The following is a 25,452-nucleotide window of genomic DNA, read 5'->3' as shown; positions in this document are numbered from 1 at the left end:
GAGTGGTTTATGTGTTTGAGTGTGTAGCAAGTCAGCCGATATTCAACATCAAAAAAGAAATATTTGGATATGAGTTGTTATACAGGGCGGGGAAGGACTCTACGGAATACGACGGTATTGACGGCAGCAGCGCGACGAAGGACGTCCTGGTGACGGCTTTCAGCGATATCGGTATCGAGGCGATTACGGGAGGACGAAAGGCCTTTGTGAATTTCACATCGGACCTCGTTCTGGATGAAGTGCCCCACATGCTGTCCAACGATATACTGATCGTCGAGCTCCTTGAAAACGTCCATCCGACGGAGGCCATCCTTGCAGCCTGCAGAAAACTGAAGAGGAGGGGCTATCTCATCGCGCTGGACGATTTTTCCTACAGCGAGGAGATTGAGCCGCTCATCGGCGTTGCCGATATCATCAAGATCGACTTTATGAAGTGCGGCGTTGAAGATATCAAAAAGAACGTCTACAAGATCAACAACAACAGGCGGAAAATCCTGCTTGCTGAAAAAATCGAGACGTATGAGGATCTCGAATTTGCGCGGGAACTGGGATTTAACCTGTTTCAGGGCTTTTTCTTCTGCAAGCCGATTATCGCCAACGCCAAGTGTGCCGAGGCGCTCCAGGTCAGCAAGCTGCAGCTTATCAAATACATCGCGGACCCTGAGGTCAGCTTTTTCGATCTGGCCAATGTCATCAAGCGCGACCTGGTGCTGTCGTACAGACTTCTGAAAATCGTCAACTCGGCTTATTACGGCCTTAAATATACGGTCACCGGTATCCTGCACGCGCTTTTAATCCTGGGTCTCAACGAGATCAAGAAGTGGATCTCGCTCATTGTTTTGAACCAGATCAAAACGACAAAACCGAGTGAGCTGATCCGCGCGGCGCTTGTCCGGGGCATATTTATGGAAAAGCTCGCGATTTTTCAAAAAAGGCGGAAAAGCAGGGACGAATATTTCCTCGTCGGATTGTTTTCACTGGCGGAGGCCATTATGGACACGCCGATCGACGCCATACTCAGCGAGACGCATCTGAGCGACGAGATCACAAGGCCTCTCATCACGGGCGAGGGAGAAAAGGCGGATCTTCTTAAAATCATCTATCACATCGAGCGCGCCGAATGGGACGAGGCTGAGGAAATCGCCGGGAAATGCGGCGTTGACCAGGCGAAGACAAATCAGTTTTATATCGAAGCGATGATCGATGCCAACAAGCTTTTAAGCTGATATTTATTTTAAAACGGGAGATGATGACGCACATGCTGGACAATATGTTTTCCTCGGTAAATACGCTGCAGAAGGACTTGGGCGCGTCCTGGCTCAAGAATGAGGTCATCAGCAACAACATCGCCAATGTGGACACGCCGGGCTTTAAAGCGTCTCATGTACGGTTTGAAGACCTCATGGCCGAAGCGGTGAGCGCCAATGACGGTACGCTGCCTCTTACGGTGACGAACGAGCGGCACATCGCGCTGCCGTCAGCCGGCGGCTCCATCGAGAACGTTGAGCCGGAAATCCTTACCGATGAGACGACCTCCACGCGCCTGGACGGCAACAACGTCAATATCGACAACGAGATGGTGGACCTGGCGAAAAACTCCATCGACTATTACACGACGGTGAGCAAAATAAACTCCGAATTCAGAAAGCTGAATTCGGCGATCAACGTGACCTGATCATAAGGAGGCTTTGACAAATGGGCTTTTTAAGCGGAATGAATATCAGCGGCTCGGGACTGACCGCCCAGCGCCTGCGCATGGACGTCATCTCCGAGAATATCGCCAACATCGATACGACCAGAGCGGCCAACGGACTGCCCTATACCAGGAAAGTGACGATTCTGGAGGAGCGCAACCCCAACTTCTCCGACGTGCTGAAAAATTCGGAACACGACAGCACCGAGGGCGGCGTCCGCGTGGCCGAGATTTCCAACGACCCGTCGCCGTACCAGCTGGTGTACGACCCGACAAATCCCGACGCCAATGCCGACGGATACGTCCAGATGCCGAATGTGGACATCACCCAGGAGATGGTGGACATGATTTCGGCGTACAGATCCTACGAGGCCAACGTCACGGCGTTCAACGCCTATAAGGACATGGCGGTCAAAGCGCTGGAAATCGGCAAGTAAAATCTGACTTAAAGGAGTTTTCTATATGCCTGTCATCGGTTCAAATCCTGTCAGCAATTTAAGCAGCATTGTAAACGCCGCCGCCGCGAAGTCTTCCGAAACCGGGAGCAGCGGCGGATTTAAAGAGGCGCTCAACGAGGCCCTGGAAAAATTCAACAAGGTCGGCGACGACAACGCCCAGGCCACGCTGGACCTGTTGACCGGCAATACCGACGATCTTTCCGATACCATGATCGCGGCCCAGAAATCGGAGATCACGCTCAATCTGACCGTGGCGATCCGGAACAAGGCCGTGGAGGCGTATAAGGAAATCATGAACATGCAGGTCTAAGCGCATCCGCCTGTATGAGAGGCGACGACAGCCGCCTCTCTGCATCTATTTGAACGGAGGACGCTGTGAATACATTCTGGGATTATGTTCAGGCCATCGTTATCATCGCGGCCGTAATATTCGCGGCGTACTACGTGACAAAGCTGGTGGCGAAAACAGGCGGCGGCGGTTTCCGCAGGAGCTCCGGCATAAAGCTGATCGGCTCACAGTCGCTGGGCAGAGACAAATCGGTGACCATCGTCGAGATCGGCCAGTTCCACTACATCCTCGGCGTCAGCGCGCAGCGCGTTGAGCTGCTGGACAAGCTCGACAAGTCGGAATCGGGGTTGAAGAAAGAAGAGCCCTCTGCATCTCTGCCGTCCTTCGGAGAGAGCTTTAAGGAAGAACTGAACAAAAGATTCAACAGGCAAAAGAAGGACGATTGAGAACCCCCGGAGCGCCGCTCCGGAATAACGCCGAACCCGTGTGCGAGATACGGGCTGCGGTATCACAGCTTTTGAAATGTGGTGGGTCTTTGAAAACGGTTTACAGCCAGCCGCGGCTGCCGGTCCCCGATCGCGGCGCCACGGTCTGGAAAAAGGTCATGAAAACAGCGAAAATCTGCCTGGGCACGAGCGTGGCGTTTATTATCTGCGTCGCGGCGCTGACAGCGGTGTCGAGAAACGCGTCGGCGGCGCCCTTCGATACGATCAAGTCGCTTCTGGACAACGACCAGCAGTCGCTGCAGATCATCATGATCCTGACGGCAATCACGCTGATTCCGACGATGCTCATCATGCTGACGGGCTTTACCAGGATCATCATCGTGCTGTCGATCGTGCGCAACGCCATCGGCCTGCAGAATATGCCGCCGAACACGGTAATCATCGGCCTGGCGATTTTTATTACATATTTCGTCATGAGTCCGGTTCTGACGCAGATCAACGACGTGGCGTACCAGCCGTACATTAAAAATGAGATCCAGTTTACCGAATTTTCCGAAAAGGCGATGGAGCCGATCCGGGATTTTATGCTGAAAGAGACATATCAGTCCGACCTCGGCTTTTTTGAGGACCTGGCGAAAATCGACGCCTCCACAGATGTCAAGAGCGTGCCCGATCATGTTATTATCGCGTCCTTTATCACCAGCGAGCTCAAGCACGCTTTCGCCATCGGCTTTTTTATCTATATTCCCTTCATCGTCATCGACATGATCGTGGCGAGCACGCTGATGGCGATGGGTATGATGATGCTTCCGCCGGCAATGATCTCCATGCCGTTCAAAATCCTTCTTTTCGTGCTGGTGGACGGCTGGAAAATGACGATCGGTACGCTCATCAACAGCTTTTAGTTTGGGGGAAACGACATGTTATCACAACCGGAAATTCTGACGGTGATCAAGGACGCGGTCTACGTCGTCCTGATGGGGTCGATGCCGATGCTTGGCGCGGCGCTTATCATCGGAGTCCTTGTGTCGATCTTCCAGGCGACGACGCAAATCAACGAGCAGACGCTGGCCTTTGTGCCGAAGATCATCGGCATCCTGTTCGCTTTTCTTGTGTTCGGCGGATGGATCATCAGCAAGGTCACCGATTTCACCAACGAGATATACGGCGCCATCAATACCATGCTGAAATAAGCTATGAGTATAATGTCTCAGCTCGCGCTGATACGCGATCATCTGGATTACGTGCTCCTGCTCTTTGTCCGTGTCACCGGCCTTCTGATTTCAAGCCCTATTTTCGGCAGAAAAAACGTGCCCAATATCGCCAAGATCGGCTTTTGTGCCGTACTGACCGTCGTTTTCATGTCAGGGCTTCCCGCGCCGGCCTCATATCCGGTTTTCAACAATCTCCTTGAATATGCGCTGGTCGTTGTGCGGGAACTGGCGTTCGGCGTGGCGATGGGATTCGTCCTCACGGCGATATTCAATCTGACGATGACCGCCGGGGCCATCATGGACTACCAGATCGGCTACAGCATGGCGAGCATCTACGATTTTCAAAACAACAGCCAGAGCCCGGTTTCCGGGAATCTGTTCAATATCATGATGCTCATCCTGTTTTTTATGTACGACGGGCATCTGAAGCTGATATCGGTGATACAAAAGACAATTACGGCGGTGCCCATCGGTACGGCTATGGCGCCCCCTGATATCCTCTGGGTTGCCGCCGAGGTGATGACGAAATCGTTTCTCCTGTCGATCATGGTGGCAATGCCGGTGCTTGCTGCGGGCGTAATGATTGAAATCGCCCTTGGCGCGATGATCAAAACGGTGCCGCAGATGAACATGTTCGTGGTCGGCATCCCGATAAAGATCATTGTCGGCCTCGTCGTGATGCTGATGACATTTTCGCTGTTTGCAAATTTTACGAAAGACATCTTCACGCAGATGTTCAACTATATCGGCGTCATGTTTGACCACCTGGCCGGAACGGCGTGAGCTTATAGAAAAACACGGATAAAGCAGAGGTGAACCGGCTTTATGGCGCAGGGCAGCGGCGAAAAAACTGAAAAAGCCTCGCCAAAAAAGCGAAGAGACACCCGGAAAAAGGGCGAGGTTCACAAGAGCTCCGATATGTGTTCGGCAATCATGCTTTTTATTACCTTCGGGACGCTGAAGGTCGGCTATGAGGGATTCCTTCGCTCCATGAGAGGCTTTTCATCCTGGCTCCTCTCCGACAGCGTTATCGTCGGCAATGCCAAAAACGTCACGGCCTCGTCGGTCGTCCTGTACTATAAAGACATCCTGAACGGTATCCTCCCGCTGCTCCTGCCGTTTATGCTGATCGTGATGATCGGCGGGGCCGTCGTGCATGTGGTCCAGACCGGTCCGATGTTCATCACCGAAAAGCTCAAGCCGGATTTTAAGAAGATCAATCCGATCAACGGCTTCAAGCGTATCTTCTCCTCCGCCTCGCTGGTGGAGCTGGGCAAGTCGATTTTCAAGATCGTTATTCTCGGCTATATCGTCTACAGCTACTTTTCTTCCGCGCTGAAAAGCTTTGCCAACATGATCTATTCCGACGTGGGCGCCGCGTTTTCCAAGGTGCTGTCGACGAGCTTTTCGATGGGGATCATGATCGGCCTGGCGCTTATCGCGTTTTCGGCCGTCGACGTCCTATACCAGTGGTGGAAGTTTGAAAAAGATATCCGCATGACAAAGCAGGAAGTCAAGGAAGAAAACAAGCAGCTGGAAGGCGATCCCCAGATCAAGGCGAAGATACGGCAGAAGCAGCGCCGGATGAGCGCCCAGCGGATGATGAAGAACCTGCCCGACGCCACCGTCGTCGTCACGAACCCGGACCACTTTGCCGTGGCGCTGCGGTACGACGACGAGCTGGACAAAGCGCCTGTCGTCATCGCCAAGGGCCAGGATTATCTGGCCCAGAGGATCAAAAAGAAAGCCAAGGAGCTCGACATCGCCATCGTCGAGAACAAGCCTGTGGCCCGCGCCCTGTATGCCGCCTGCGAGGTTGGCCACGAGATTCCGCCCGAGCTGTACCAGGCGATCGCGGATATCCTTATTTACGTCTACAAGGCCATCAAGGCTTAAAGCATATAGAGACATATCAATTCCGGCAGAGGTGATGCGAAATGAAGAAATCCGATATTATGACAAGCGCTCTCATACTCGGCATCATCATGATCATCATCCTCCCGCTGCCGACCTGGCTGTTCGACGCGCTCATCATCATGAACATCATTTTGTCGCTCTTCATCATGCTGACAACGCTCTTTATCAAGGAGGCGCTGGAGTTTTCCGTCCTGCCGACGCTCCTGTTGATCACAACGCTGTTCCGCCTGTCCCTGAACCTGTCCTCCACCAAGCTGATTCTCGGCAACGGGGGTGACGCCGGCGAGGTGATCAAGACCTTCGGATCGTTTGTTATCGGGGGCAACTTGGTTGTCGGCATCGTGGCGTTCCTCATTATCGTCGCCATTCAGTTCATTGTCATCACGAAGGGCGCCGAGCGCGTTTCGGAGGTGGCCGCCAGATTCACGCTGGACGCCATGCCGGGCAAACAGATGGCCATCGACGCCGACCTGAATACCGGCGCCATCGATGAGGCGACGGCGCGCAAGCGCCGGTCGGACATTCAGCGCGAGGCCGATTTCTACGGCGCCATGGACGGCGCCAGCAAGTTCATCAAGGGCGACGCCATCATTGCCATCGTCATCATCATCGTCAATATCGTCGGCGGGCTCATCGTCGGCCTGACAATGGAGCATTATGATATTTCCAAGGCGGTCAATATTTATGTGCTGGCCACTGTCGGCGACGGCCTCGTAAGCCAGATCCCGGCACTGCTCATTTCCACCTCGACCGGTATCGTCGTGACGCGGTCGGCTTCCGACGCCAGCTTCGGCGTCGACCTGACGAAGCAGCTGCTGAGCAACCCGACCACCATGCTGGTCTGCGGCGGCATTTTGCTTGCCATGTGCCTGATTCCGGGGTTCCCGGTACCCCAGCTCCTCGTCATCTCCACCGTGCTCATCAGCACGGGGCTCTACATGCGAAGCAAGATCAAAACGAAGCCGGCGGGAGAACCTGTCCCGGAGGATAAAACGAAAGAGCTCGCGGAGGAAAAGCGTAAGCCGGAGAATGTCCTGAATCTCCTGCAGGTCGAGCAGCTGGAGCTTGAGTTCGGCTACGGGATCGTCCCGATGATCGACACAAGCCTGGGTGGGGACCTTTTGGACCGCATTATTATGATCCGGCGTCAGTGCGCCATCGAGCTCGGCATCATTTTGCCGTCGATCCGCATGCGCGACAATGTCCGGCTTAATACGAACGAATATAAGATCATGATCAAGGGCGTCGAGGTCGCCGGGGGCGAGGTCATGCCGGATCACTATCTGGCCATCAATTCCGACGGTGTGGACGAGACGATCACCGGCGTCGAGACGATCGAGCCGACCTTCGGCCTGCCCGCCCTATGGATCACCAAAAAGCAGCGTGAGAGAGCCGAGCTTCTGGGCTATACAACGATCGATCCGCCCTCCGTCATCACCACGCACCTGATGGAAGTCATCAAGGCCCACGCCTACGAGCTTGTCAACAGGCAGCAGGTGCAGATGCTGATGGAAAACCTGTCGCAGCAGCAGCCGGCGCTGGTGGAGGAGGTCGTTCCAAAGATGTTCACCTATGGGGATATCCAAAAGATCCTCGTCCGGCTGCTCCGCGAGAATATCCCGATAAAAAACCTGGCCACGATCATCGAAACGCTTGCCGAGTACGGTACGGTGACGAAAAATCCCGACGACCTGACGGAATATGTCCGGCAGAATCTCGCGCGGGTCATCACGAGCAGATTTCTGACCGGCGACGACGTGGCCGTTTTGGCGCTGGACTCCAAGGTTGAGCAGCTTATCGCCGAAAAGACAAAACGTACCGAGGCCGGTATCGTGACCGTGCTCGAACCCTCGCAGCTCCAGAGTATCTTTAAAAACACGCGGGAAATCATGGACAAGATGACGATCCAGGGCAAAAAGTCCGTGGCGCTGACGGCACCGGCCATCCGTCCGAGATTTAAAAAGCTGATCGAGCAGATTGCGCCGAACCTTACCGTGCTGTCATATGCGGAGGTCGAGCAGAGCATGGAGCTCCATATTGAGAGCATCATCAAAATGACCTGAGGCTTCGGCATATCCCAACTGAACGAGGTGCAAAGCGGTGAATCTGGAAAAAATACTGAAAACGGGGAACGAGGTCCGTATGATCAACGGTACGGAAGCCTTTATAACCACGATCGACGAGGTGACCGGCGAGAACTCGTTTACGATCCTCGCGCCCTATAAGCAGGGACACCAGGTCATCGTACGGACCTCTGAGATTTTTTCGGTATCCTGTGTGACCGAGCGGGGCCTGTATATGTTCGAGGTCGTTGTGACCGACGTGGATGCCGCGTCAAATGTCATTATCATCCACCTGAGGACTTGGGGCGAGGCCCGGCGCGTTCAGAGGAGGCAGGCGTTTCGCGTCAGGGAGAGCATCGCGGTCAACGCCCGGAAGTATCCGGACGGCAAGTGGGTCAAGACAAGCACCGTCGATATCGCTGAAACGGGCATACTTTTGAGATTCGACGAAGACTGTGAAATCGGACAGGAGATGGAGATGACGCTGCGCCTCAATCTATTTGGCCTCAATGAAATCTTATCGAGGATCAAAGGCACGGTCGTCCGGTGCATCCCGACAAGGAACAGGGAATTCGGCTTCCGTCTCGGCGTTCAGTTTGTAGATCTGCCCGAAAAGGCGCGGGACGCGCTTATAAAGATGGTGGTCCTGAGCCAGCGTGACAAGCTGACATACAGGCAGACAAAAAAGTTCAGATAGAAAGCCATGTGCCGGCGCCTGCCCAATGAGCGGCCGAAGATGATGCCCGCCGGCACGGCGGCAGATTGGGGCGATAGTATGGGAACAGAGGAACTCACGAATGTGGACGACCTTTGGGAGCAATACTTCAACACCGGCGACGCCGAAGTAAAAAACAAGATAATCTCGCATTATCTTTATATCGTCGGGATCGTCGTGAAGCGCCTGATGCCACAATATAAGGATTACAGCGAAAAGGACGAATTAATGAGCTGCGGCGTGTTGGGACTCATTGATGCCGTCAACAAATTCGACCGGTCCTTCGGCGTCAAGTTCCAGACATACGCCACCGTACGCATCCGCGGCGAGATCATCGATTATATGCGCAAGCAGGACTGGGCGCCGTCAAGCCTCCGAAAGAAGATCAGCAGTATTCAGAGAGCTTATGAAACGTTGGAGGCGCAGTATAACAGGCGGCCGACGGAGCAGGAGATCGCGAACTATCTGGGCGTTAAGGAAGTCGTTGTTCAAAAGGTCATGCAGAAGACGCACATGTTCAACCTCGTTTATTTCGAGTCGCTGCTTTATGAAAAGGAAAACGAGGAATTTCTCGAGCCCACGAAAAACGACCCCTATCAGAAAATCGAAAACGAGGTCATGTCTGAAGCGCTTAAAAAGCTGATAGATTCGCTCCCGGAGCGCGAGAAAATGGTGATCACGCTGCACTATTACGAGGGCCTGACGATGAAGAGTATTGCCAAGATACTGCAGATTTCCGAGTCGCGCGTCTCCCAGATACACTCCAGGATACTTTTGGAGATGCGAATGGTCTTGGAGGAATAAACAAAAAACGACTTTTTTTGACCTCCGAAAACGACAAAAATAACGTGTTAAAGCAACGCGTCCTTGTCAAATTTAACAAAAAGAAAAAAAGTACCCAACATATACGAAAATTTTGTAAAAAAATAACGATATGTATGATGTGACACCGTAAGAATCGAAAGCGCCGGACGCTTCGATGATGTTACGGCCGCGTCATACCGGGAGGTAATGTTATGGTTCGCGGATTATATACGGCGGCCACGGGTATGACGGTTCAGCGGAACAGAATGGATGTTCTGACGAACAATATCGTCAACGCAGAGACACCGGGCTATAAGTCCGACAGTCTGCTCACGTCGACATTCGATGAAGTGATGCTCCAGAGAATCAATGACCCCAACATCAGCATTGTCGGTGCGCCGACGGTGGGCGGTTACGATTTCGGCACCCATATCGACGAGCTGTACACGAATTTCGGCGGCGGCACACTTGAACAGACGGACAAATATACGGACCTTGCGCTCATGGGCGACGGGTTCTTTACCGTGGAAACGGCCGCTGGCGTCCGCTACACGCGGAGCGGAAACTTTACCGTCGACACCCAGGGATATCTCGTGACCCAGGACGGGAATTATGTTCTGGGGCAGAACGGCAGGATTTATGTGGGTTCCGATAAATTTACCGTGTCAGACAGCGGCGCGATCACGGGGGCCACGGCGGCGCCGGATACCCTCAATATCGTGACCTTTGCCGACCAGGGCGTCCTGCGCAAGGAAGGCAACAATTTATATACCATCTACGGCGGCGCCGCGCCGGTTGCCGCAACGGGCACCACCGTCCGCCAGGGGACGCTGGAGGGCTCGAATGTCGATATGTCCAATGAGATGGTCGATATGATCTCCGTCTATCGGAAATACGAGGCCAGTCAGAAGATCGTCAATATGACGGATAAAACGCTTGAACTGACTGTGAACCTCGGAAGGATCGGAGGGTAAGGAAGATGCAGTCACTTTATACGGCAGCCTCGGGCCTTTCCGCCCAGCAGACCAGGCTTGACACCATCTCGGCCAACATCGCCAATGTCAATACGCCGGGGTATAAATCGACGCGCACGGATTTTAAAGACGCGTTGTATACCACCATGATCGATCCTGTCCTGGCGGACAGCGCCGCGAATAACCTTTTGGCAGGCAGCGGCGTCCTGCTGGGCGCCACGAATATCAACATGTCAGAGGGCACCGTGTCCCAGACAGACCTGCCGCTTGATTTCGCCATACAGGGCGGCGGTTTTTTCCAGGTCCAGGCGGACAACGGCGAGATACTGTACACGCGCAGCGGCGCCTTTAACGCGACGATAATCGACGGCGGCAATTATCTGGTGACGCCGGAGGGCTACTTTGTCCTGGATGCTGACGGCAACAGAATCACACTGCCCGACAACATAAGCAGCGCCCAGGTATCCGCCGACGGCACCATCACTGCGGACGGACAGAGTTACGGGGCCATCGGGCTTGTGAGCTTTCAAAATCCAAACGGCCTGTCTCCGGCGGGCAACTCCTGCTTCAGAGTGACGGCAAATTCAGGCCAGCCAGTGCAGGACCTGACCTCAGGCGTGACGCAGGGGAGTCTGGAGCGTTCCAACGTGGACCTGTCCGAAGAACTGACGCTGCTCATCCGTGCGCAGCGCGCATATTCCATGGCCAGCAGGGCGCTGACGACGACGGACGACATGATGGGTCTTGCCGATACGATGCACAGCTAGCAGTTTTGTAAGGAGGAGTTTTAATGCCGATATGTGTTTGTGAATATTGCGGCAAAGCCTTCAACAATTTCGGTGTTGACCTTTGCCCCGAGTGTTCAAAGCTTATCGAGGAGTCATACATTAAGGCAAGAAGGTATATTTACCAAAATTCAAAGACGAGTGATTTCGCGTCGATCATCGAGGCAACCGGGATCACCGAAAAAGCTCTCAGCTACCTGATTAACAAGGACAGAATTCTTGTGAGCAACAGACTCAACGGCGCACACCGCTGCCGTGCCTGCGGGAAGGAAACAACCGGGGGGGCGCTCTGCGATCAGTGCGCGGCGAAGATATTGGCGGAAAAGCTGACGGAGAAGAACGCTGAGGCCAGAAAGTCGGCCGGAAAGAAAACCGTTGTGCCTATATCGTACAACGATGATTGATAATTACCTGGTAAGGAGTGACTGAGGATGAGAATCAATTCAGTTTCCCAGAATGACGCAATTTCCAAATACATCAATAATGTCAACAGCAAGCCCGTCAAGAGCCCGCTCAAGGCTGAAATTTCCGACAGTGTCGAACTGTCGGCGGGAGCGCAGAAATTCGCCGCGTTCCTCAAATCGGCCAAGGACTCCATAGACAAATCCAGCACGGCGGAAGACGCACGGGCCGCCGACATTATGGAAAAGCTGGACAGCAATACGTATGAGGTCCCGACGGACGATATCGTCGGCGGGATACTCAGCGGTATTCCCACCCATATTTAAGCGCCGGGCCTCGCCCGGTCCGAATGGAAACTGACGCGAAAATTTGATCGGGCCGGGACGGCAAACCGCCGAACCCGCCTTCAGGGAGAAATTTATGGAAGTACGCAGTGCTTCAGACGAATTGTGCCTCAATCTGACGAGAACACTGGAATTGCTGACGGCGCTGACGTCAATCGCCGCCGAGAAGGAAAATTCCGTGTCCGCTGGCGATATCGAAAATCTGCGCGCGGCAACGGACAGGGAAGAAGAGTTGATTGTCGAGCTTAAGAGGCTGGAGAAGGATAGAGAAATTTGTGCCGGTGTACTTTCAAGAGCCATCGGCCTTTTTGACACAAATGTCCCGTTGTCGTCGGTGATCGCGCGGCTGACGGACAACCGCGCCAAGACCCGGCTGACGGAGCTGAAGAATAAGCTCGGCGACTGTGTGACGGCGCTGAATTCCCAGAACGATAAATTGCGCCAGCTTCTCGCGCTCCAGATCAACTATACGGAATATATGCTCAACCTCATATATATCCCGAAAACCAAGAGCAACGCCTACGATGTCCAAGGGAGCAGGAGAGACGTTTCAGGTGAGCTGAGCCTGCTCGACCTGCACGTTTGACAGAAATCATACGAAGTCAGAGTAACAGCGGCACCGCACTTTCTGCGCAGCGGCGTGCCGACAACTTGAGCCAGCCGGCGCAGCGGCGGATTGGAAAGGATTATGTCATCAACATTCGGGTCGTTTGAGGCGGCAAAATCAGGACTGTCTGTCGCAATGCAGCAACTCAATGTCACCGAGCAGAATATCAGCAACGTCAATACGCTGGGCTATACCCGTCAGCGGGTTCTGACCTCTGCCAAGGAGCCCACGTCGCCCGCTTATCTGGTGGCGCAGCTCAGCAAGGCGGCCGTCGGGCAGGGTGTTGAAGCCACTGGCGTCCAGCAGATTAGAAGCGCTTACCTCGACCAGCAGTACAGAAATCTGAACACGAACTATGGCTACAGTGCCGCGCGGAGCGATGCCCTGGCGTATATGGATGGTCTTTTCAACGAGCTCGACGACGACAGCAGTATGAAGACGTCCATTAAAGATTTCTTTGCCGCGCTGAACAAGTTCGCCTCGGACACCACCAGCAAGGAATACAGGACGGCTGTCCAGAAGCAGGCGGAAAGCATGACGGAGAGCTTCCGCAATGTATATGAAGAAATGCAGAGCCTCTGGCAGGATCAAAACAGCAGCATCCATACGGCGTCGGAGCAAATCAATTCCCTGGCTCAGAAGATCGCCAATCTGAACGATGCCATTGCCAGGAGCGAGCAGAACGGCGCGACGGCAAACGATTTAAACGACGAGCGGAATCTCCTGCTGGACGAGCTTTCAGGCTACGTGAATATCACGTATACGCCAAACGCTAAAAATTCCAGCATGGTGGACGTCAGTATCGGTGGCATCGCGCTCGTGGAAGGCAGAAATGCGAACACGGTCAATACCTGGACGATGTCCGACATGGCGGCGCAGGCCGCCGCGATCAACAGCGACGCCACGCTTCCGACGGCAGCGGACAAGCAGGCCGCCATACAGGCCATTGTCGATCAGATGAATGCCCACACGGCGCCCGGCACCGTAACGATGCAGCTCAATGCCGACGATCCGACGCAATGGGACATCCTGTACGACGGCAAAACGGTGGTGGAAGGCACGACGGCGCTTTCTGCGGAGGATGCCGCCGGCGGCGACGTCGACATGTTATCGTTCCTCTCGCGCAACAGGCTGACGCTTGTCAACAGCACAACAGCTGCCAGCTATGAGCTGGATATCGGCTCTGGCGGCGCGATTACAGGTGGGCAGCTCTACTCCAATATTGAGATGATCTCCAACAGCAGCTCCGAAAATCCCGGCATCCCGTATTATATGAACCAGATGAACGAGCTCGTGCGGGAGATTGCTAAAAATATCAACGATATCCACCTTCAGGGCTATACGTATCCAGACGGCAGTAATGGCAATACCTCGGTAAAAGGTATTATGTTCTTTCAAGCCAATCCGGTGCCTGTGGACGCTGATGGAGACGGCACCCAGGATGTCGATGCCGATGGCAATCTCCTTTTTGATTACACACACGCCTATGACAATGTGACCGCCGGCAATTTCTCGATCAGCGACGCGGTGCGCGAGAGTGTTTACAACATCGCCGGCTCCGAGCTGAAGATTGATTTGAGTGCCGGATCGACGAATGCAGGCAACGCCGGCATTGCCGAAAAGCTCGCCAAGGACCTCACAAACAGCGGATATAACGACAAGCTCAACAGTATTGTCGACAACCTCGCAATCACGTCCAAAACGTCGGACAGCATCGCAAGCACAAAAGGGTCGCTGCTCGACAACGTCAATACGCAGAGAAAATCCGTCTCGTCCGTGTCCCTCGACGAAGAGACCACGAATCTCATTGTCTTCCAGCAGTCGTATAACGCGGCGGCCAGAATAATCACCACGCTTGACGATATGCTAGATACGATGATCAATAAAATGGGTATCAACTAATTTCCAATAGGGGGGGAGTTTATATGAGAATCACGAACGCCATGATGGTCAATCAGTTTTTAACGGACTCCAATTCCGCCTTAAACAGGGTGAGCAAGTATCAGTCTCAGGTAGACTCCACAAAGCGTATAAACGGCATTGCCGACGACCCGCAGAGTACGCTGCTGGCTTTGCGCGCGCGCGATAAGCTGTCCAATCTGGCGCTGTATAAAGCCAATATATCGACGGCGTCCAGCTATCTGAATGAAACCGAGTCGGTGACGAGCGAGCTCAACGAGATCCTCAAGTCTGTCTATGGAGACATTGTGACGGCGCAGAGCGGGGGAAAGGGAGCGGACGATCAGAAGACGATCGCCGAGGAACTGAAGAACCTGCAGAAGGAAGTGCTCTCCATCGCCAACACCACCATGGGGACGAGCTATCTGTTTGGCGGATACAACTATACCGGCAGCATCGTCGGCAGCAGCAAGAATCCGCCGTTCACCGTCAACGAGACGACAGGCGATCTGATGTACAACGGCATCAACCTCTCACAGGTTTCCTGGAAAGCTGACTTTGACGCCAATACGGCGCTGATGACGGCGAACGCCAATACGGCCTTTGGCATCGCCGACACGTTCTCAACGTCTTACAATGGAGAATTTGCCAAATCTCAGGCGTCGCAGATACTGAACGCGCTGAACGGGCTTATGTCTAACGCAGCGCAGGCGATGAAAGACGTCGAAAAATACGATGTGGACGGCACAGTCCAAGCCGGAACGCAGTATCAGGCGTTTAAGGAGTTCTATGACAAGCTGTCTCCTGTCGTCGATCAATTGAACACAGAGGTCTCCAAGGAGCTTGCCGGAGAGTATATTCTGGACACTGATCCCGCGATCCAAAAGACGCCTGACGGCGCCATCGACTATGAATACTATGCGGACCAGGGGATCAGCGTGTATACAGCCGATGAGCTGGCCAATAAATTCGATAAACAGAAGGTCTATGATATCATCAATACCGTCGACCCGGCGGCGACACCGCCCAGGAACGACACCGTCAGGTCCCTTTTAGAGGGGGGTGCCGGCTCGCCGTTAAATACGGCGATCAGCGATCTTTCGGCGGCCATGCCCACGCCTTCCCTGGCGGGAGAGCAGGGCAATACGACAAGGCTGCAGATCGGTGTCGGAGATGCGCAGACCATCGATATTACGATGACGGGGCTTGATCTTTTGGGCACCGGCTCGGATAACATCTACCATCTTCTCGGCAGGGCCATCGATATACTTGAAAGCGGCGAGGCGCAGGAACATCCGGACCAACTGTCGTCGATGATCACATCCATTCAGAATGCTATGGGCAATGTCCGGACGCTTGAGACCAGCATCGGCGCCTCCCAGAACCGGTTGACTCTCATATCAAGCCGTTATGATACCAATGGACTGAACTATACGAAGATGCGCTCCGACGCGGAGGACGCCGATATGGCCGAAGCCATCATGAACCTGTCGACGGCGCAGACGATATATAACGCGGCGCTTGCCGGCGGTTCTGAGATTCTCAAGACCTCACTGATAGACTTTTTAAGATAGCTCTTTATATACGGGCACGGCGTGACCTGGGAAAGCGGCCATGAAGGCCGTTGCAGCTTCGGGGTGAATTTATGAAGGTTTGCAGACTCCAGCTGGAAGCGTACGAGTTGGCGCGGCTTCGGGCCAACTCCCAAAGAGCGGGCCTGTCCCTTGATTACAATTACAGGGGAATCAAAAATATCCAGCAGCCGTCCCCACAGATGACGACAAACCGTGAAGACCCGAGCATTGAGGTCGACGCGAGGAACCTGCGAAACAACACAGGGCGCAAGGACATTGCGGCCTTCATGCAGGACATTGTGTCGCAGGCCTGCAGCCAGGCCCGGGAGGGGACAAAGACAATCGAAAATAACGGCGATGTTGTCGCCGCGCTGCCCCACCGTGGCGGGAACCCAATCGCTGAGATCGCCAGACGTAAGATGCTCAGCGTCCGGCAATTTGCCGCCCGGCAGGACGTTTTTGACCCGATGGTCAACGTCAGTGTCAATACCGGTTCGTTCAGCATTGACTGGTCGATCCAGGATTTGACCATCAACTGGGACGATTATCAGGGGCCGGTGCTTATTGTCGACCCGAAGCCATCCGTTAATATTGACCTGGCACAGGAGGCGCGGGTGGAATTTAAGGTTGTTGAGGAGACGATACCGCCGGAGACGGGAAACACCATCGACGAAAAGGCATAAAGCCATATCGTCTTTCCGAAATCAAGAACTGATAGGTTTGGTGAACAAACAATGAAAATACCCACCGCCCATTTCGGCGAAGTCGAGATTGACGATACTAAAATTTTGATTTTCGAAAAAGGCCTCCCCGGGCTTGAGGAAGACAAGAGATACGCGCTTCTCTCCAATGAAGACAGCCGCCCCGTCAGCTGGCTTCAGTCGCTGGACAACAGGGCGATCTCGCTGCCCGTGATGGACCCTTTTCTTGTTTGCCCGGATTATTCGTTCGATATTTCTCAGAACGATGTAGACGTCCTGGCCATTGAGGACATCAAGGACGTCTATGTACTGTGCATCCTTGTCATCCCGCAGAACGTCAATGCCATGACCATCAACCTCTCGGCCCCGGTTATCATCAATGTCCGAAACAGCAAAGGCTGTCAGATTATTCTCGACGACAGGAAATACCGGGTTCGCGTGCCCGTGGCAGAGCTGATCGCGAAGTCAGGCAAGGGTGGTATGGAATTATGCTAGTTCTGACACGAAAGCAAAACGAAGGTATCCTGATCGGAAATGATATCGTTGTGACTGTTATCAATATTGACGGCGATAAGATCCGGCTCGGCATCGAAGCGCCCAAAAATGTCCGGGTCATCCGGGAAGAACTCGTGGTAGAGATCGGACAGGAAAACAAGCTGGCCGCGCATTCCGAATACCAGCCCATCAACAAAAAAACGACCGACGCATAAAGAAGGTGTCGGATATAAATTGCAAAAAGATTCTTCTGAAAAGAAGAATCTTTTTTTCGCCGTCTTGGGATCATGCGCCGCCTCGGGCAGTCCCTGTGCCCGTCGGAATCACTTCCACCATGAGCGTCAAAACAGCGACAACTGCGTGTTCTTCTGCTCAAAGGCGTGCAGATATTCAAAAATTCTTTCATTGCCCCGAACGATTCCATTTTCGTCGCATGTTTCGGTGAAAACCCGCATGAGCGCGTCGTTGTTATCGCTCAGGATTTCGTAGGCGTTGCCGTATTTGCGGATGTATTGCTCCTTGAGCCCTGGAAAGCGCTCATCTATTTTTTTATAAAAATACTCCCGGTCTCCGTCGCGCAACGTGAGACCGAAGCCGAAGCAGATGATACCGTAGACCCGTGCCTCCCTGCAGTACTCCAGAAGGCCCCTGAGGTTTTCTTCCGTGTCGGTTAGAAAGGGGAGTATGGGGCTGAGCCAGACGACAGTAGGAATTCCGTTGTCCCGGAGCAGCTTCAGGACGTCGAACCGCCGCTTCGTCGTGCAGACGTTCGGCTCGACGATCCGGCAGAGTGTCTCGTCAAACGTAGTCAGCGTCATCTGGACGACGCATTTTGCCGACGCATTGATGCGTTTGAGCAGTTCAAGGTCCCGCAGGATCAGGTCGGACTTCGTGATCATCGTCAAACCAAAGCCATACCGCTCAACAAGCTCAAAGCAGGTTTTCGTCAGCTCCAGCTTCCGTTCCAGCGGCAGATAGGGGTCGCACATCGAGCCGGTGCCGATCATGCATTTTTTCCGCTTTCGCTTTAACGCGTCCTCCAACAGGGCCGGCGCGTTGATTTTGACCTCCACGTCTTCAAAGTCGTGCTGCATATTGTAACAGGCGCTGCGGGAATCGCAGTAAATACAGCCGTGCGTGCAGCCACGGTAGAGGTTCATCCCATTCCTGGGCGACAGAATCGATTTTGCTTCCTTGTAATGCATAATCACCGCCCGGCATTCCTCATGGCAGATTTAAAAACAATCAAATCGGGGGGCGTTGACGCCCCCCGATGCTTGCCCTATTGATCAAATGTCCGCATAATCGGTGTACTCGCTGCTATGGAAAATCTTTGTCTTCTTCGCGTCGAGTTTCTTCTGGAAGTCCGCTATGATCTCGAGAATTTCATCCTTGAAGTATACGATTGCGGTAATTGCCGCCGCCAGGGCCAGGATCGTAGTAATGGCGAAAATGACCAATCTGCCTAATTTCATATAGTAAGCCCTCCGAACTTGTGATGCTTGTCGATACAATGTTATTTTACACTATTTTCATGCGAATAACAATACAAATTTTACTAAGGAAATTGAGTAAAATCATGAGCCGACAGGCTACGGCAACGGGCCGCATACCGCATGTCCTATTAAATGTTGCAAAGAGAGAATGGATATGATATCATCACAAAATAGGACTTGGCAGAAAGACAAAGGAGGCTTAGCCCATGGCGCTCGAGGATTATCACTTATTTACGTGGAAAAGCAAAGCGCAGCAGGAGCAGGAGCAGGTTGACTATGAAAAATGGGCGTTTCCATACGGCCAAAAACAACGGGACAATCTGGTAAAGCTGATGCTGGAGGTTTTCCCGAAAGAGAACGAGGCGACGACGCTCATCCCTTTTTTGACATGCAAGGAGCTGTTCGGCAAGCTCTGCAAAACGCCGGACATGTTTGATTATGCCATCGGCAAGATGCTGACGGACGTTAAGAAATACAAGCGCGTCATCCGAAAAAAGGAAATGCCGCTGTATGTCGCCCTCGTGGTAGCGGATGCCAGAATAGGCGAGGACTGCGAATATCCCTCGGCACAGCAGGTCAAGGATATGGCGGCCGGCTTTGCCGTCACAAAAACCTGACAAAGATAATGAGAAACCCCGCCGGGCTTAGCCTCGGCGGGGTTTTTGTATGGCAATTATTCGGCGGAGATTAAATAGTAATATACCGGTTGCCCGCCATAGACGACGGTGGCCTCGGCCGACGGGATGGCGGAGGAGAGCCGCTTCAAAACCTCGTTTGACATGTTTTCATCCACAGCCTCGCCAGAGAATACGGTGATGAACTCGGGCGAATACGCCGCAAGGGAATCGGCGATAGCGTCCACAAGCGTGGTTGTATCGTGGCTGGTCGCCACGAGCGTATCCTCCATCAGCGCGATATAGTCACCGGCCTGTATGGTCTGACCATCGAACACGGAATCACGGGCCGCGTACGTAATCTGTGCCGTATGGACGCGCCCGATCGCCTCGGTCATGAGCTGTGTGTTTTCTTCCACGGTGGCGCCGGCGTCCATGGCGATCATGGCTGAGATGCCTTGCGGCATCGTTTTTGCCGGAATGACGACGACCTTTTTATCCGTCAGGCGTATGCACTGCTGCGCGGCCATGATGATGTTCTTGTTATTCGGAAGCACGAAAACAGTTTCAGCGGGAGTGGACTCAATCTGTGTCAGGATATCCTCCGTCGACGGATTCATTGTCTGGCCGCCGACAATGATGTTGTCGGCGCCGAGGTCGCGAAAGACGTTGCACATGCCCTCGCCGGCGCAGACGGCGACGATGCCGAATGCCTTTTCCGGCGCGGCCGCGCGGCGAGGCTCTTCCGCGTCGGACTCACCTGAGGTGTTGGAGGCATCCTCGGACGTGCCGCCGGTTTCGGCGGCCGAAGAGCGGCTCTCGACGATCTTGCCGGTGTGCTGCTCCTTCATATTTTCAACCTTGATCGTGATGAGCGGGCCGTATGTTAAAGCTTCCGTCAGAATATTGCCCGGCTCGTTGGAATGGACGTGCACTTTAATGAGCTCGTCATCGTCCACAACGACGATGCTGTCGCCCCGGACGTCGAGAAAGTCGCGCAGGAGGTTGACATCCTTGTGGTTTTTCCTGCCGACGATGAATTCAGTACAGTAGGTGAAACGGATATCTTTCGTGTCAAATTCGGTGAAATCGGCCTTTTCCGCGCCGACGGCGGCTGTGTCGGCACTGCGGGCGAGTTTTTCCCCTTTGAGGGCTTTCAGCATGCCTTCAAGAATATAAAGATAACCCTTTCCGCCGGCATCGACGACGCCGGCTTTTTTCAAAACGGGGTTTTGATTGATGGTATTTGCCAGCGCTTCGTTTCCAACCTTCAGCGCCTGCTCGAGGACAGCCTCAATGTCGTTTTGATGTTCCGCCTCGGTGACGGCGGCGCTTGCGGCCAGCCGCGACACGGTCAGGATGGTGCCTTCCGCAGGTTTCATGACGGCTTTATATGCGGAGTCGACGCCGTACATGATGGCGGTGGCAAAGCTGTATGCGTCTGCGGTGTCCGTATCCTTCAGATGACGCGCAATGCCGCGGAACAGCAGGGAGAGGATGACGCCGGAATTGCCCCTGGCGCCGCGCAGCAGAGCTCCTGCGGTGATATCCGCGGCTCTGCCGACCGTTCCCGGTGCTGAATCAGCGAGCGCCGTTGCACCGGCGCTCATTGTCAAGCTCATATTTGTACCCGTATCGCCGTCTGGTACGGGAAAAACATTCAGTTCGTTGATTTCGCCTTTATGATTATCGATCGCGGCCGCGCCGTTGATAATCATTGATTTGAATAAGGCTCCGGTAATCTGAAGTGTCAAACAACTTCCCCCTCGCTCAGCCAATCATCATCGAGTCTACAAAGACATCGACGCTTTTTATCTCTACGCCGGTAGCCAGGGCCACCTTATACCGAACCTCTTCAATGATATTTGTACACAGGACCGGGATATTGACGCCCTGGTCAACAGCGATGTGAAGTTCTATAGAAATGGTGCCGTTATCATTATATGTGATATGGACGCCTTTGCCCATCGACTCACGCTTCAAGAGGTGAACGAGCCCGTCGGTCACGGAGCGCACGGTCATCCCTTTCACGCCGAAGCAATTCGTTGCGGCGACGCCCGCGATAATCGTGAATACGTCACTGGCGATGCGAATGAATCCCTGTTCCGTTTGAACCGTTACCATAAATCCAACTCCGTTCTTTGTTAAGATGAAGCCTGCGGTAAATTCAGGTGCAGCTTATATATTATATTACATCGGGGGTGAAACTACAAGCACTAAAAAATCTGCGGACAATGGAACAGCCCTGTGCCGCGCTGTGCGTGTGCAGCAGAGGCGTGAGCGTTATGTTAACTGGAGGTCGAAAAACGGTATCAAATGTATATACCGCCCGAATTTTCGAGGGAAAAGTTTGTATATAAAGTTAAACAGTTTGAATTGACGGCGGATAGACGTTGTGTTAGAATGACGTCACCTTTGTGAAATGGGCGGCTGCTTGGCGGAGAGTATTATGTTAAGCAAATGCCGCCCGCTTATTACTTTTTGAGTGGGGCATCATATGTCAATTGAGACGGCACGCGCTCATTTTCGCATGTATGGGATCGAAGACAGGGTCATGGAATTTGACGCGTCCAGCGCGACGGTGGAACTGGCGTCCCGCGCTCTGTGCGTTCATATCGCCAGAATATCCAAGACGCTCGCTTTTAAGACAGATAAAGGCTGCATGCTGATTATCTGCTCCGGTGACGCCCGCGTCGATAACAAAAAATTCAAGGACTTTTTCAACTTCAAGCCGAAGATGCTTGTGGCCGATGAGGTCAATGAAATGGTCGGGCATCCTGTCGGCGGCGTTTGCCCGTTCGGGATTAAGGAAGGGATTCCCGTCTATCTCGACGAATCGCTTCTGCGCTTTGACACGGTCTTTCCGGCGGCAGGCAGTCCAAGCAGCGCCATCGAGCTGTCGATCGACGAGCTGTTCAAGTATTCCAAAGCCAAAGGCTGGGTTGACGTCAGCCGGATACCGGACGAGGCGGAGAACGCCTGAGTAAATACATACAGATACGAACCCCGCCGGGCATTATGCTCCGGCGGGGTTTATTCTATTCGATTCTTTCAAAATCGCTGGCGCCGTGCTTACAGACGGGGCAGATAAAATCCGGCGGCAGCTCGTCGCCTTCATAGACGTACCCGCAGACGCGGCAGCGCCAGCCCTTCGCCGCCGTCCTGGGCGCGGAGGGCTTGACGTTTTTCTGATAATAGGCATAGCTCATCGATTCGGCGTTCGACAGGACCTCCGCGTCCGCCACATCGGCGAGAAAGAGCGTGTGCGTGCCGATGTCAGTTGCTGTGAGGACCTTTCCGGAAATAAAGGAATTGGCGTATTTCGTCAGGTACAGAAGACCGTTTTCGCTGCGGTAGGCATCGTCAAAGCCGGCAAATTTGTCGGCAGCCTTTCCGCTTTGCATACCGAAGTTTTGAAACAGAGAAAACGGCGCGTCCTCGGAGAGTGTGGAGACGTTGAACGCGCCCGTTTTCAGGATCATATCGTGGGTCAGATTCTGTTTGTTGACGGCAAGGGTCATGCGATTTGGCGACGTCGTTACCTGCACTGCCGTGTTGATAATGCACCCATTGTCGCGCCCGCCCTCCAGAGAAGTTAAAAGGTGAAGGCCGTAGACCAGCTTATACATGGCTTTATTGTTCATAAAATCATCTCCCTGCGCAAATTTTAACGAGTTTACTGGATTCCGGTAATATTGTACCATCGGCCTCCGCCTATAGCAAGCGTGTCAGCCTGCGAAATATCTGCGATATTTTGATATCCACCCTTGACAAGCCATGCCCTTTATGTTACCATAACACAGCACCGCAAAATTGAACACTCGGGGGTATAGCTCAGCTGGGAGAGCGCTTGAATGGCATTCAAGAGGTCAGCGGTTCGATCCCGCTTATCTCCACCAAACTAGAAGCCTTGAAAACACTAAGTTTTCAAGGCTTCTAGGATTTTTACAACCTCTTTTTTACGGGCGGCTAAATCCCGGTTCGTACCGTCTTTTACCCCCTAAAACCGCCCTTTTTGGGGTCATTTGCAACCAAACTGCAACTGACAGGGAGGCTGGGAAGCTACGGTATATCAGGCGTTCCGGGGCTATTGCGGTATCAACTGCAACTCAGGGGCGCAACCCATCCGATTTTGACGTCATTTTTCGCCGCCGAGCAGTCGAAATGCCGTACTTGCGGCCTCTGCTGTGCCCAAAGTCGGCGTGTAGCTCCCGTCCATCAATTTATCGAACGTGGTTTCCAGCCCGGAGGCCACGTTTTCATATACCTCGCCCGCCACATGGCTGTAGGTGCCGAGCGTGGTGGAAATGTTGCTGTGGCCTATGAGCTTCTGTACGACACGGGGATTGATGCCCGTTTCCAGCAGCATCGTGGCATAGGTGTGCCGGTAACGGTGAAGGTTCAGGCTCTCGTCGTCCAGATTGTGCCGCCTCAGGAAGTGGCGGTAGCTGGCGCGGAAGCCCTGATATGTCCGGTAGCCGCCCGTGGTGGTGCTGGCAAAGACAGCGTTCTTTGTGTCCAGCATCTGTTCCGCTTTCGGTAGCGTGAGCACATAAAGCTTCCACTCGGCGATGACGTCAAGGACGGCCTGAGGGACGGCGATCTTCCGATAGCCGGCGTTGGTTTTGGGCGGACCGTCCGGCTTATAGCCAAGCAGCGCCTGCGCCATCCATTTGCCGTTGGGTTTCTGATGTATGGTGCCTTCGCCATTTCCACGGCGGTTTTTCTTATTTGTATCGGTTGTTGCTGACCTTGCCATGTTTCCTCCTTCCCGCCACACATGGTCAGCAACAATAGCGTAAACCATGTGTGACAAGAGGTCAAAGGATTATTTTAAATCTCTTTGCCGCTGAAAAAATTCCTGTACGGCGTCCTTTGGGATACGGATCTGCCGCCCCACCCGGACACTTCCTATTTGGCCGGATCGAACAAGCTCGTAGGCCGTGTTGCGGCCGATGTCCAGGATTGCGGTCAAATCCTCCACGCGGAGAGAAATGGGCAGCTCGTCGAAGGATCGGATCTTATCCATTCGACCCACCGTCCTTTTGCAGCAACGCCAAATAGATGCGCGTCACGTCGGCGCGCTCGTGTCCCAAAAGCCGCGAGACCTCAAGGCTGGCCTCCAGCGGCGTCATGCCGCCGGCGGTCAGCGCCCGGTATTTGTTCGCGGCAAAGCTGTGGCGCAGCCCGTGGTGCGTCAGAGGGCTGACGGAGCCCTCGTCGCGGATTTTGTTCCGCGCATAGGCAATGTAGGTCTGAAGGTAGGCAATGGCCCTGTCAGTAGGTACACCGTCCGGCACGAACAGCTTATGCCCTCGGGGAGTGATGTCCAGAAGCTTACGAAGCTCGATGTGAATGCTTTCGCTTAAGGGCACGGAGCGGATTTTGCCGCCCTTGCCCTTGATGGTGATGGTGCCGTCTCTCAGGGCAGCCTCGGCAGTCGCTGTGTCGATGCGGAAGCACTCGTGTATCCGCAGCCCGGCGTAGTACGACAGGCAGGCGACGGTGGTGTAATTCTCCTGACCTTCGGCCATAGAGAGCGCAAGGAAGCGGTTAAACTCTGATACGCTCCACGTCCTATCCGTGCCGCCGAAGCGTCGGCGCTCCAATTCGATGCCCAGCGCGTCGTTGCTGGGCAGCCTGTATTTGGCATCGCTCAGCTTGTCGTGGAAGAAACGGATCGCCGCAAGATCAGTCTTGATGGTGGACGCCGACTTGCCTTCGTCCTGAAGTTTTAGTATGTAGGATACGAGATGCTTGGCGGAGAGATTTGTCAGCTTCTGCAGGTGATATTCGTCGGCGAGAAAGCGGCAGAAGCGTTTGAAGGCCTCATAATATCATAATACCTGTCCTTCGTTCGGTAGCTGCCTTGCCGGTTGTGTCGCGCCAGCCGGTCAAGCTGGGCGGTAAGAGGGACTGCGGCGGACACGGCCGCTGAACTCGGCTGCGGCCGGCGACGGAT

At 53.8% G+C, this 25,452-nt stretch carries 32 protein-coding genes, 1 tRNA gene and 1 pseudogene; 25 read left to right on the top strand and 9 right to left on the bottom strand.

Translation table 11 applies throughout. The features are described 5' to 3' along the window. Positions 1-11 precede the first annotated feature (11 nt). The 22 genes from BUB60_RS05545 (at position 12) to csrA (ending at position 17,595) form a co-directional block, all read left to right on the top strand. Complete coding sequence (locus tag BUB60_RS05545; protein ID WP_143162275.1) at positions 12-1,226, top strand: EAL and HDOD domain-containing protein; 1,215 nt, start codon at positions 12-14, stop codon at positions 1,224-1,226. A gap of 32 nt (positions 1,227-1,258) precedes the next feature. Then, a complete protein-coding gene (flgB, locus tag BUB60_RS05540) occupies positions 1,259-1,675 on the top strand; it encodes a flagellar basal body rod protein FlgB (protein ID WP_073076668.1) in 417 nt (138 codons plus the stop codon). A gap of 20 nt (positions 1,676-1,695) precedes the next feature. Continuing rightward, positions 1,696-2,130, top strand: a complete 435-nt coding sequence (gene flgC / locus BUB60_RS05535; protein WP_073076667.1) for a flagellar basal body rod protein FlgC — start codon at positions 1,696-1,698, stop codon at positions 2,128-2,130. A 25-nt stretch (positions 2,131-2,155) separates the two neighbouring features. Further along, complete coding sequence (gene fliE / locus BUB60_RS05530; RefSeq protein WP_073076666.1) at positions 2,156-2,461, top strand: flagellar hook-basal body complex protein FliE; 306 nt, start codon at positions 2,156-2,158, stop codon at positions 2,459-2,461. Positions 2,462-2,526: 65 nt separating this feature from the next. Beyond that, complete coding sequence (gene fliO / locus BUB60_RS05525; RefSeq protein WP_073076665.1) at positions 2,527-2,886, top strand: flagellar biosynthetic protein FliO; 360 nt, start codon at positions 2,527-2,529, stop codon at positions 2,884-2,886. Between the two features lie 89 nt (positions 2,887-2,975). Further along, positions 2,976-3,791 (top strand): flagellar type III secretion system pore protein FliP, encoded by an 816-nt coding sequence (fliP, locus tag BUB60_RS05520; protein ID WP_242941161.1) that lies wholly within the window; start codon positions 2,976-2,978, stop codon positions 3,789-3,791. Between the two features lie 15 nt (positions 3,792-3,806). Next, positions 3,807-4,079 (top strand): flagellar biosynthesis protein FliQ, encoded by a 273-nt coding sequence (gene fliQ / locus BUB60_RS05515; protein ID WP_073076664.1) that lies wholly within the window; start codon positions 3,807-3,809, stop codon positions 4,077-4,079. A 3-nt stretch (positions 4,080-4,082) separates the two neighbouring features. After that, positions 4,083-4,883 (top strand): flagellar biosynthetic protein FliR, encoded by an 801-nt coding sequence (fliR, locus tag BUB60_RS05510; RefSeq protein WP_084726274.1) that lies wholly within the window; start codon positions 4,083-4,085, stop codon positions 4,881-4,883. A 42-nt stretch (positions 4,884-4,925) separates the two neighbouring features. Further along, the gene (flhB, locus tag BUB60_RS05505; protein WP_073076662.1) at positions 4,926-5,996 is read left to right on the top strand and encodes a flagellar biosynthesis protein FlhB; all 1,071 of its coding nucleotides are present in this window, start codon (positions 4,926-4,928) and stop codon (positions 5,994-5,996) included. Between the two features lie 41 nt (positions 5,997-6,037). Next, the gene (gene flhA / locus BUB60_RS05500; protein WP_073076661.1) at positions 6,038-8,080 is read left to right on the top strand and encodes a flagellar biosynthesis protein FlhA; all 2,043 of its coding nucleotides are present in this window, start codon (positions 6,038-6,040) and stop codon (positions 8,078-8,080) included. Between the two features lie 37 nt (positions 8,081-8,117). Further along, the gene (locus tag BUB60_RS05495) at positions 8,118-8,777 is read left to right on the top strand and encodes a flagellar brake protein (RefSeq protein ID WP_073076660.1); all 660 of its coding nucleotides are present in this window, start codon (positions 8,118-8,120) and stop codon (positions 8,775-8,777) included. 78 nt (positions 8,778-8,855) lie between these two features. Further along, positions 8,856-9,599 (top strand): sigma-70 family RNA polymerase sigma factor, encoded by a 744-nt coding sequence (locus BUB60_RS05490; protein ID WP_073077029.1) that lies wholly within the window; start codon positions 8,856-8,858, stop codon positions 9,597-9,599. A gap of 212 nt (positions 9,600-9,811) precedes the next feature. After that, complete coding sequence (gene flgF / locus BUB60_RS05485) at positions 9,812-10,573, top strand: flagellar basal-body rod protein FlgF (RefSeq protein ID WP_073076659.1); 762 nt, start codon at positions 9,812-9,814, stop codon at positions 10,571-10,573. Positions 10,574-10,578: 5 nt separating this feature from the next. Further along, positions 10,579-11,340, top strand: a complete 762-nt coding sequence (gene flgF, locus BUB60_RS05480) for a flagellar basal-body rod protein FlgF (RefSeq protein WP_073076658.1) — start codon at positions 10,579-10,581, stop codon at positions 11,338-11,340. Positions 11,341-11,363: 23 nt separating this feature from the next. After that, positions 11,364-11,762 (top strand): hypothetical protein, encoded by a 399-nt coding sequence (locus BUB60_RS05475; RefSeq protein WP_073076657.1) that lies wholly within the window; start codon positions 11,364-11,366, stop codon positions 11,760-11,762. Between the two features lie 27 nt (positions 11,763-11,789). Then, positions 11,790-12,086, top strand: a complete 297-nt coding sequence (locus tag BUB60_RS05470) for a flagellar biosynthesis anti-sigma factor FlgM (RefSeq protein WP_073076656.1) — start codon at positions 11,790-11,792, stop codon at positions 12,084-12,086. Between the two features lie 94 nt (positions 12,087-12,180). After that, positions 12,181-12,690: a flagellar protein FlgN gene (locus BUB60_RS05465; RefSeq protein WP_084726272.1), complete on the top strand. Its 510-nt coding sequence runs from the start codon at positions 12,181-12,183 to the stop codon at positions 12,688-12,690. A 102-nt stretch (positions 12,691-12,792) separates the two neighbouring features. Next, positions 12,793-14,613: a flagellar hook-associated protein FlgK gene (flgK, locus tag BUB60_RS05460; RefSeq protein WP_073076654.1), complete on the top strand. Its 1,821-nt coding sequence runs from the start codon at positions 12,793-12,795 to the stop codon at positions 14,611-14,613. A gap of 23 nt (positions 14,614-14,636) precedes the next feature. Then, the gene (locus BUB60_RS05455) at positions 14,637-16,184 is read left to right on the top strand and encodes a flagellin N-terminal helical domain-containing protein (protein WP_073076653.1); all 1,548 of its coding nucleotides are present in this window, start codon (positions 14,637-14,639) and stop codon (positions 16,182-16,184) included. Positions 16,185-16,255: 71 nt separating this feature from the next. Then, complete coding sequence (locus tag BUB60_RS05450; RefSeq protein WP_073076652.1) at positions 16,256-16,867, top strand: DUF6470 family protein; 612 nt, start codon at positions 16,256-16,258, stop codon at positions 16,865-16,867. 51 nt (positions 16,868-16,918) lie between these two features. Next, complete coding sequence (fliW, locus tag BUB60_RS05445; protein WP_073076651.1) at positions 16,919-17,380, top strand: flagellar assembly protein FliW; 462 nt, start codon at positions 16,919-16,921, stop codon at positions 17,378-17,380. Continuing rightward, positions 17,374-17,595 (top strand): carbon storage regulator CsrA, encoded by a 222-nt coding sequence (gene csrA / locus BUB60_RS05440; protein ID WP_073076650.1) that lies wholly within the window; start codon positions 17,374-17,376, stop codon positions 17,593-17,595. Before fliW ends, csrA begins: the two co-directional genes overlap by 7 nt. Before the next feature lie 126 nt (positions 17,596-17,721). Here the strand turns inward: csrA and BUB60_RS05435 are convergent, their stop codons facing one another. Further along, entirely contained in the window at positions 17,722-18,585 is an 864-nt protein-coding gene (locus BUB60_RS05435) for an SPL family radical SAM protein (protein WP_073076649.1), read from the bottom strand. 84 nt (positions 18,586-18,669) lie between these two features. Next, positions 18,670-18,855 carry a hypothetical protein gene (locus BUB60_RS05430; RefSeq protein ID WP_073076648.1) on the bottom strand — a complete coding sequence of 62 codons (186 nt, stop codon included), beginning with the start codon at positions 18,853-18,855 and terminating at the stop codon, positions 18,670-18,672. Between the two features lie 227 nt (positions 18,856-19,082). On the opposite strand from BUB60_RS05430, the gene BUB60_RS05425 reads away from it, so the two are divergent. After that, entirely contained in the window at positions 19,083-19,493 is a 411-nt protein-coding gene (locus BUB60_RS05425; protein ID WP_073076647.1) for a hypothetical protein, read from the top strand. A 56-nt stretch (positions 19,494-19,549) separates the two neighbouring features. On the opposite strand, the gene BUB60_RS05420 is transcribed toward BUB60_RS05425, so the two are convergent. Then, entirely contained in the window at positions 19,550-21,244 is a 1,695-nt protein-coding gene (locus BUB60_RS05420) for a DAK2 domain-containing protein (RefSeq protein WP_341444145.1), read from the bottom strand. A 16-nt stretch (positions 21,245-21,260) separates the two neighbouring features. Continuing rightward, entirely contained in the window at positions 21,261-21,614 is a 354-nt protein-coding gene (locus BUB60_RS05415; protein ID WP_073076646.1) for an Asp23/Gls24 family envelope stress response protein, read from the bottom strand. 406 nt (positions 21,615-22,020) lie between these two features. Here BUB60_RS05415 and BUB60_RS05410 point away from each other — a divergent pair, with 406 nt between their 5' ends. Continuing rightward, positions 22,021-22,473 carry a YbaK/EbsC family protein gene (locus BUB60_RS05410; RefSeq protein ID WP_341444144.1) on the top strand — a complete coding sequence of 151 codons (453 nt, stop codon included), beginning with the start codon at positions 22,021-22,023 and terminating at the stop codon, positions 22,471-22,473. 55 nt (positions 22,474-22,528) lie between these two features. Here BUB60_RS05410 and BUB60_RS05405 read toward each other — a convergent pair whose 3' ends face one another. Further along, positions 22,529-23,134 (bottom strand): flavin reductase, encoded by a 606-nt coding sequence (locus BUB60_RS05405; protein WP_073076644.1) that lies wholly within the window; start codon positions 23,132-23,134, stop codon positions 22,529-22,531. Between the two features lie 179 nt (positions 23,135-23,313). Here BUB60_RS05405 and BUB60_RS05400 point away from each other — a divergent pair. Then, a tRNA-Ala gene (locus BUB60_RS05400) sits at positions 23,314-23,389 on the top strand. A 239-nt stretch (positions 23,390-23,628) separates the two neighbouring features. Here the strand turns inward: BUB60_RS05400 and BUB60_RS05395 are convergent. The 4 genes and pseudogenes from BUB60_RS05395 to BUB60_RS20845 form a co-directional block, all read right to left on the bottom strand. After that, a complete protein-coding gene (locus BUB60_RS05395) occupies positions 23,629-24,249 on the bottom strand; it encodes a tyrosine-type recombinase/integrase (RefSeq protein WP_073076643.1) in 621 nt (206 codons plus the stop codon). 69 nt (positions 24,250-24,318) lie between these two features. Next, on the bottom strand, positions 24,319-24,519 hold the full coding sequence (locus BUB60_RS05390) for a helix-turn-helix domain-containing protein (RefSeq protein ID WP_073076642.1): 201 nt from the start codon (positions 24,517-24,519) through the stop codon (positions 24,319-24,321). Next, positions 24,512-25,024 carry a site-specific integrase gene (locus BUB60_RS05385; RefSeq protein WP_073076641.1) on the bottom strand — a complete coding sequence of 171 codons (513 nt, stop codon included), beginning with the start codon at positions 25,022-25,024 and terminating at the stop codon, positions 24,512-24,514. Before BUB60_RS05385 ends, BUB60_RS05390 begins: the two co-directional genes overlap by 8 nt. Positions 25,025-25,156: 132 nt before the next feature. Continuing rightward, positions 25,157-25,306 (bottom strand): annotated as a pseudogene (locus tag BUB60_RS20845) (site-specific integrase); the annotation flags it as partial. Positions 25,307-25,452 lie beyond the last annotated feature (146 nt).

The sequence above is a fragment of the Sporobacter termitidis DSM 10068 genome (genome assembly GCF_900130065.1).
GTDB lineage: Bacteria > Bacillota > Clostridia > Oscillospirales > Oscillospiraceae > Sporobacter > Sporobacter termitidis.
Note: the sequence above shows the minus strand (reverse complement) of the source record. Positions and strands in the feature narration are given on the sequence as shown.

Excerpts from the sequence above, each read along its gene's own strand:
- fliE (WP_073076666.1), top strand. The coding sequence starts at position 2,156 with ATGCCTGTCATCGGTTCAAATCCTGTCAGCAATTTAAGCAGCATTGTA.
- BUB60_RS05450 (WP_073076652.1), top strand. The coding sequence starts at position 16,256 with ATGAAGGTTTGCAGACTCCAGCTGGAAGCGTACGAGTTGGCGCGGCTT.
- flgF (WP_073076659.1), top strand. The coding sequence starts at position 9,812 with ATGGTTCGCGGATTATATACGGCGGCCACGGGTATGACGGTTCAGCGG.
- flgF (WP_073076658.1), top strand. The coding sequence starts at position 10,579 with ATGCAGTCACTTTATACGGCAGCCTCGGGCCTTTCCGCCCAGCAGACC.
- BUB60_RS05415 (WP_073076646.1), bottom strand. The coding sequence starts at position 21,614 with ATGGTAACGGTTCAAACGGAACAGGGATTCATTCGCATCGCCAGTGAC.
- flhB (WP_073076662.1), top strand. The coding sequence starts at position 4,926 with ATGGCGCAGGGCAGCGGCGAAAAAACTGAAAAAGCCTCGCCAAAAAAG.
- fliR (WP_084726274.1), top strand. The coding sequence starts at position 4,083 with ATGAGTATAATGTCTCAGCTCGCGCTGATACGCGATCATCTGGATTAC.
- flhA (WP_073076661.1), top strand. The coding sequence starts at position 6,038 with ATGAAGAAATCCGATATTATGACAAGCGCTCTCATACTCGGCATCATC.
- BUB60_RS05455 (WP_073076653.1), top strand. The coding sequence starts at position 14,637 with ATGAGAATCACGAACGCCATGATGGTCAATCAGTTTTTAACGGACTCC.
- BUB60_RS05425 (WP_073076647.1), top strand. The coding sequence starts at position 19,083 with ATGGCGCTCGAGGATTATCACTTATTTACGTGGAAAAGCAAAGCGCAG.
- BUB60_RS05435 (WP_073076649.1), bottom strand. The coding sequence starts at position 18,585 with ATGCATTACAAGGAAGCAAAATCGATTCTGTCGCCCAGGAATGGGATG.
- BUB60_RS05475 (WP_073076657.1), top strand. The coding sequence starts at position 11,364 with ATGCCGATATGTGTTTGTGAATATTGCGGCAAAGCCTTCAACAATTTC.
- fliW (WP_073076651.1), top strand. The coding sequence starts at position 16,919 with ATGAAAATACCCACCGCCCATTTCGGCGAAGTCGAGATTGACGATACT.
- BUB60_RS05410 (WP_341444144.1), top strand. The coding sequence starts at position 22,021 with ATGTATGGGATCGAAGACAGGGTCATGGAATTTGACGCGTCCAGCGCG.
- flgK (WP_073076654.1), top strand. The coding sequence starts at position 12,793 with ATGTCATCAACATTCGGGTCGTTTGAGGCGGCAAAATCAGGACTGTCT.
- BUB60_RS05385 (WP_073076641.1), bottom strand. The coding sequence starts at position 25,024 with ATGGCCGAAGGTCAGGAGAATTACACCACCGTCGCCTGCCTGTCGTAC.
- BUB60_RS05395 (WP_073076643.1), bottom strand. The coding sequence starts at position 24,249 with ATGGCAAGGTCAGCAACAACCGATACAAATAAGAAAAACCGCCGTGGA.
- BUB60_RS05470 (WP_073076656.1), top strand. The coding sequence starts at position 11,790 with ATGAGAATCAATTCAGTTTCCCAGAATGACGCAATTTCCAAATACATC.
- BUB60_RS05405 (WP_073076644.1), bottom strand. The coding sequence starts at position 23,134 with ATGAACAATAAAGCCATGTATAAGCTGGTCTACGGCCTTCACCTTTTA.
- csrA (WP_073076650.1), top strand. The coding sequence starts at position 17,374 with ATGCTAGTTCTGACACGAAAGCAAAACGAAGGTATCCTGATCGGAAAT.
- BUB60_RS05430 (WP_073076648.1), bottom strand. The coding sequence starts at position 18,855 with ATGAAATTAGGCAGATTGGTCATTTTCGCCATTACTACGATCCTGGCC.
- BUB60_RS05390 (WP_073076642.1), bottom strand. The coding sequence starts at position 24,519 with ATGGATAAGATCCGATCCTTCGACGAGCTGCCCATTTCTCTCCGCGTG.
- flgB (WP_073076668.1), top strand. The coding sequence starts at position 1,259 with ATGCTGGACAATATGTTTTCCTCGGTAAATACGCTGCAGAAGGACTTG.
- BUB60_RS05465 (WP_084726272.1), top strand. The coding sequence starts at position 12,181 with ATGGAAGTACGCAGTGCTTCAGACGAATTGTGCCTCAATCTGACGAGA.
- flgC (WP_073076667.1), top strand. The coding sequence starts at position 1,696 with ATGGGCTTTTTAAGCGGAATGAATATCAGCGGCTCGGGACTGACCGCC.
- fliQ (WP_073076664.1), top strand. The coding sequence starts at position 3,807 with ATGTTATCACAACCGGAAATTCTGACGGTGATCAAGGACGCGGTCTAC.
- BUB60_RS05490 (WP_073077029.1), top strand. The coding sequence starts at position 8,856 with ATGGGAACAGAGGAACTCACGAATGTGGACGACCTTTGGGAGCAATAC.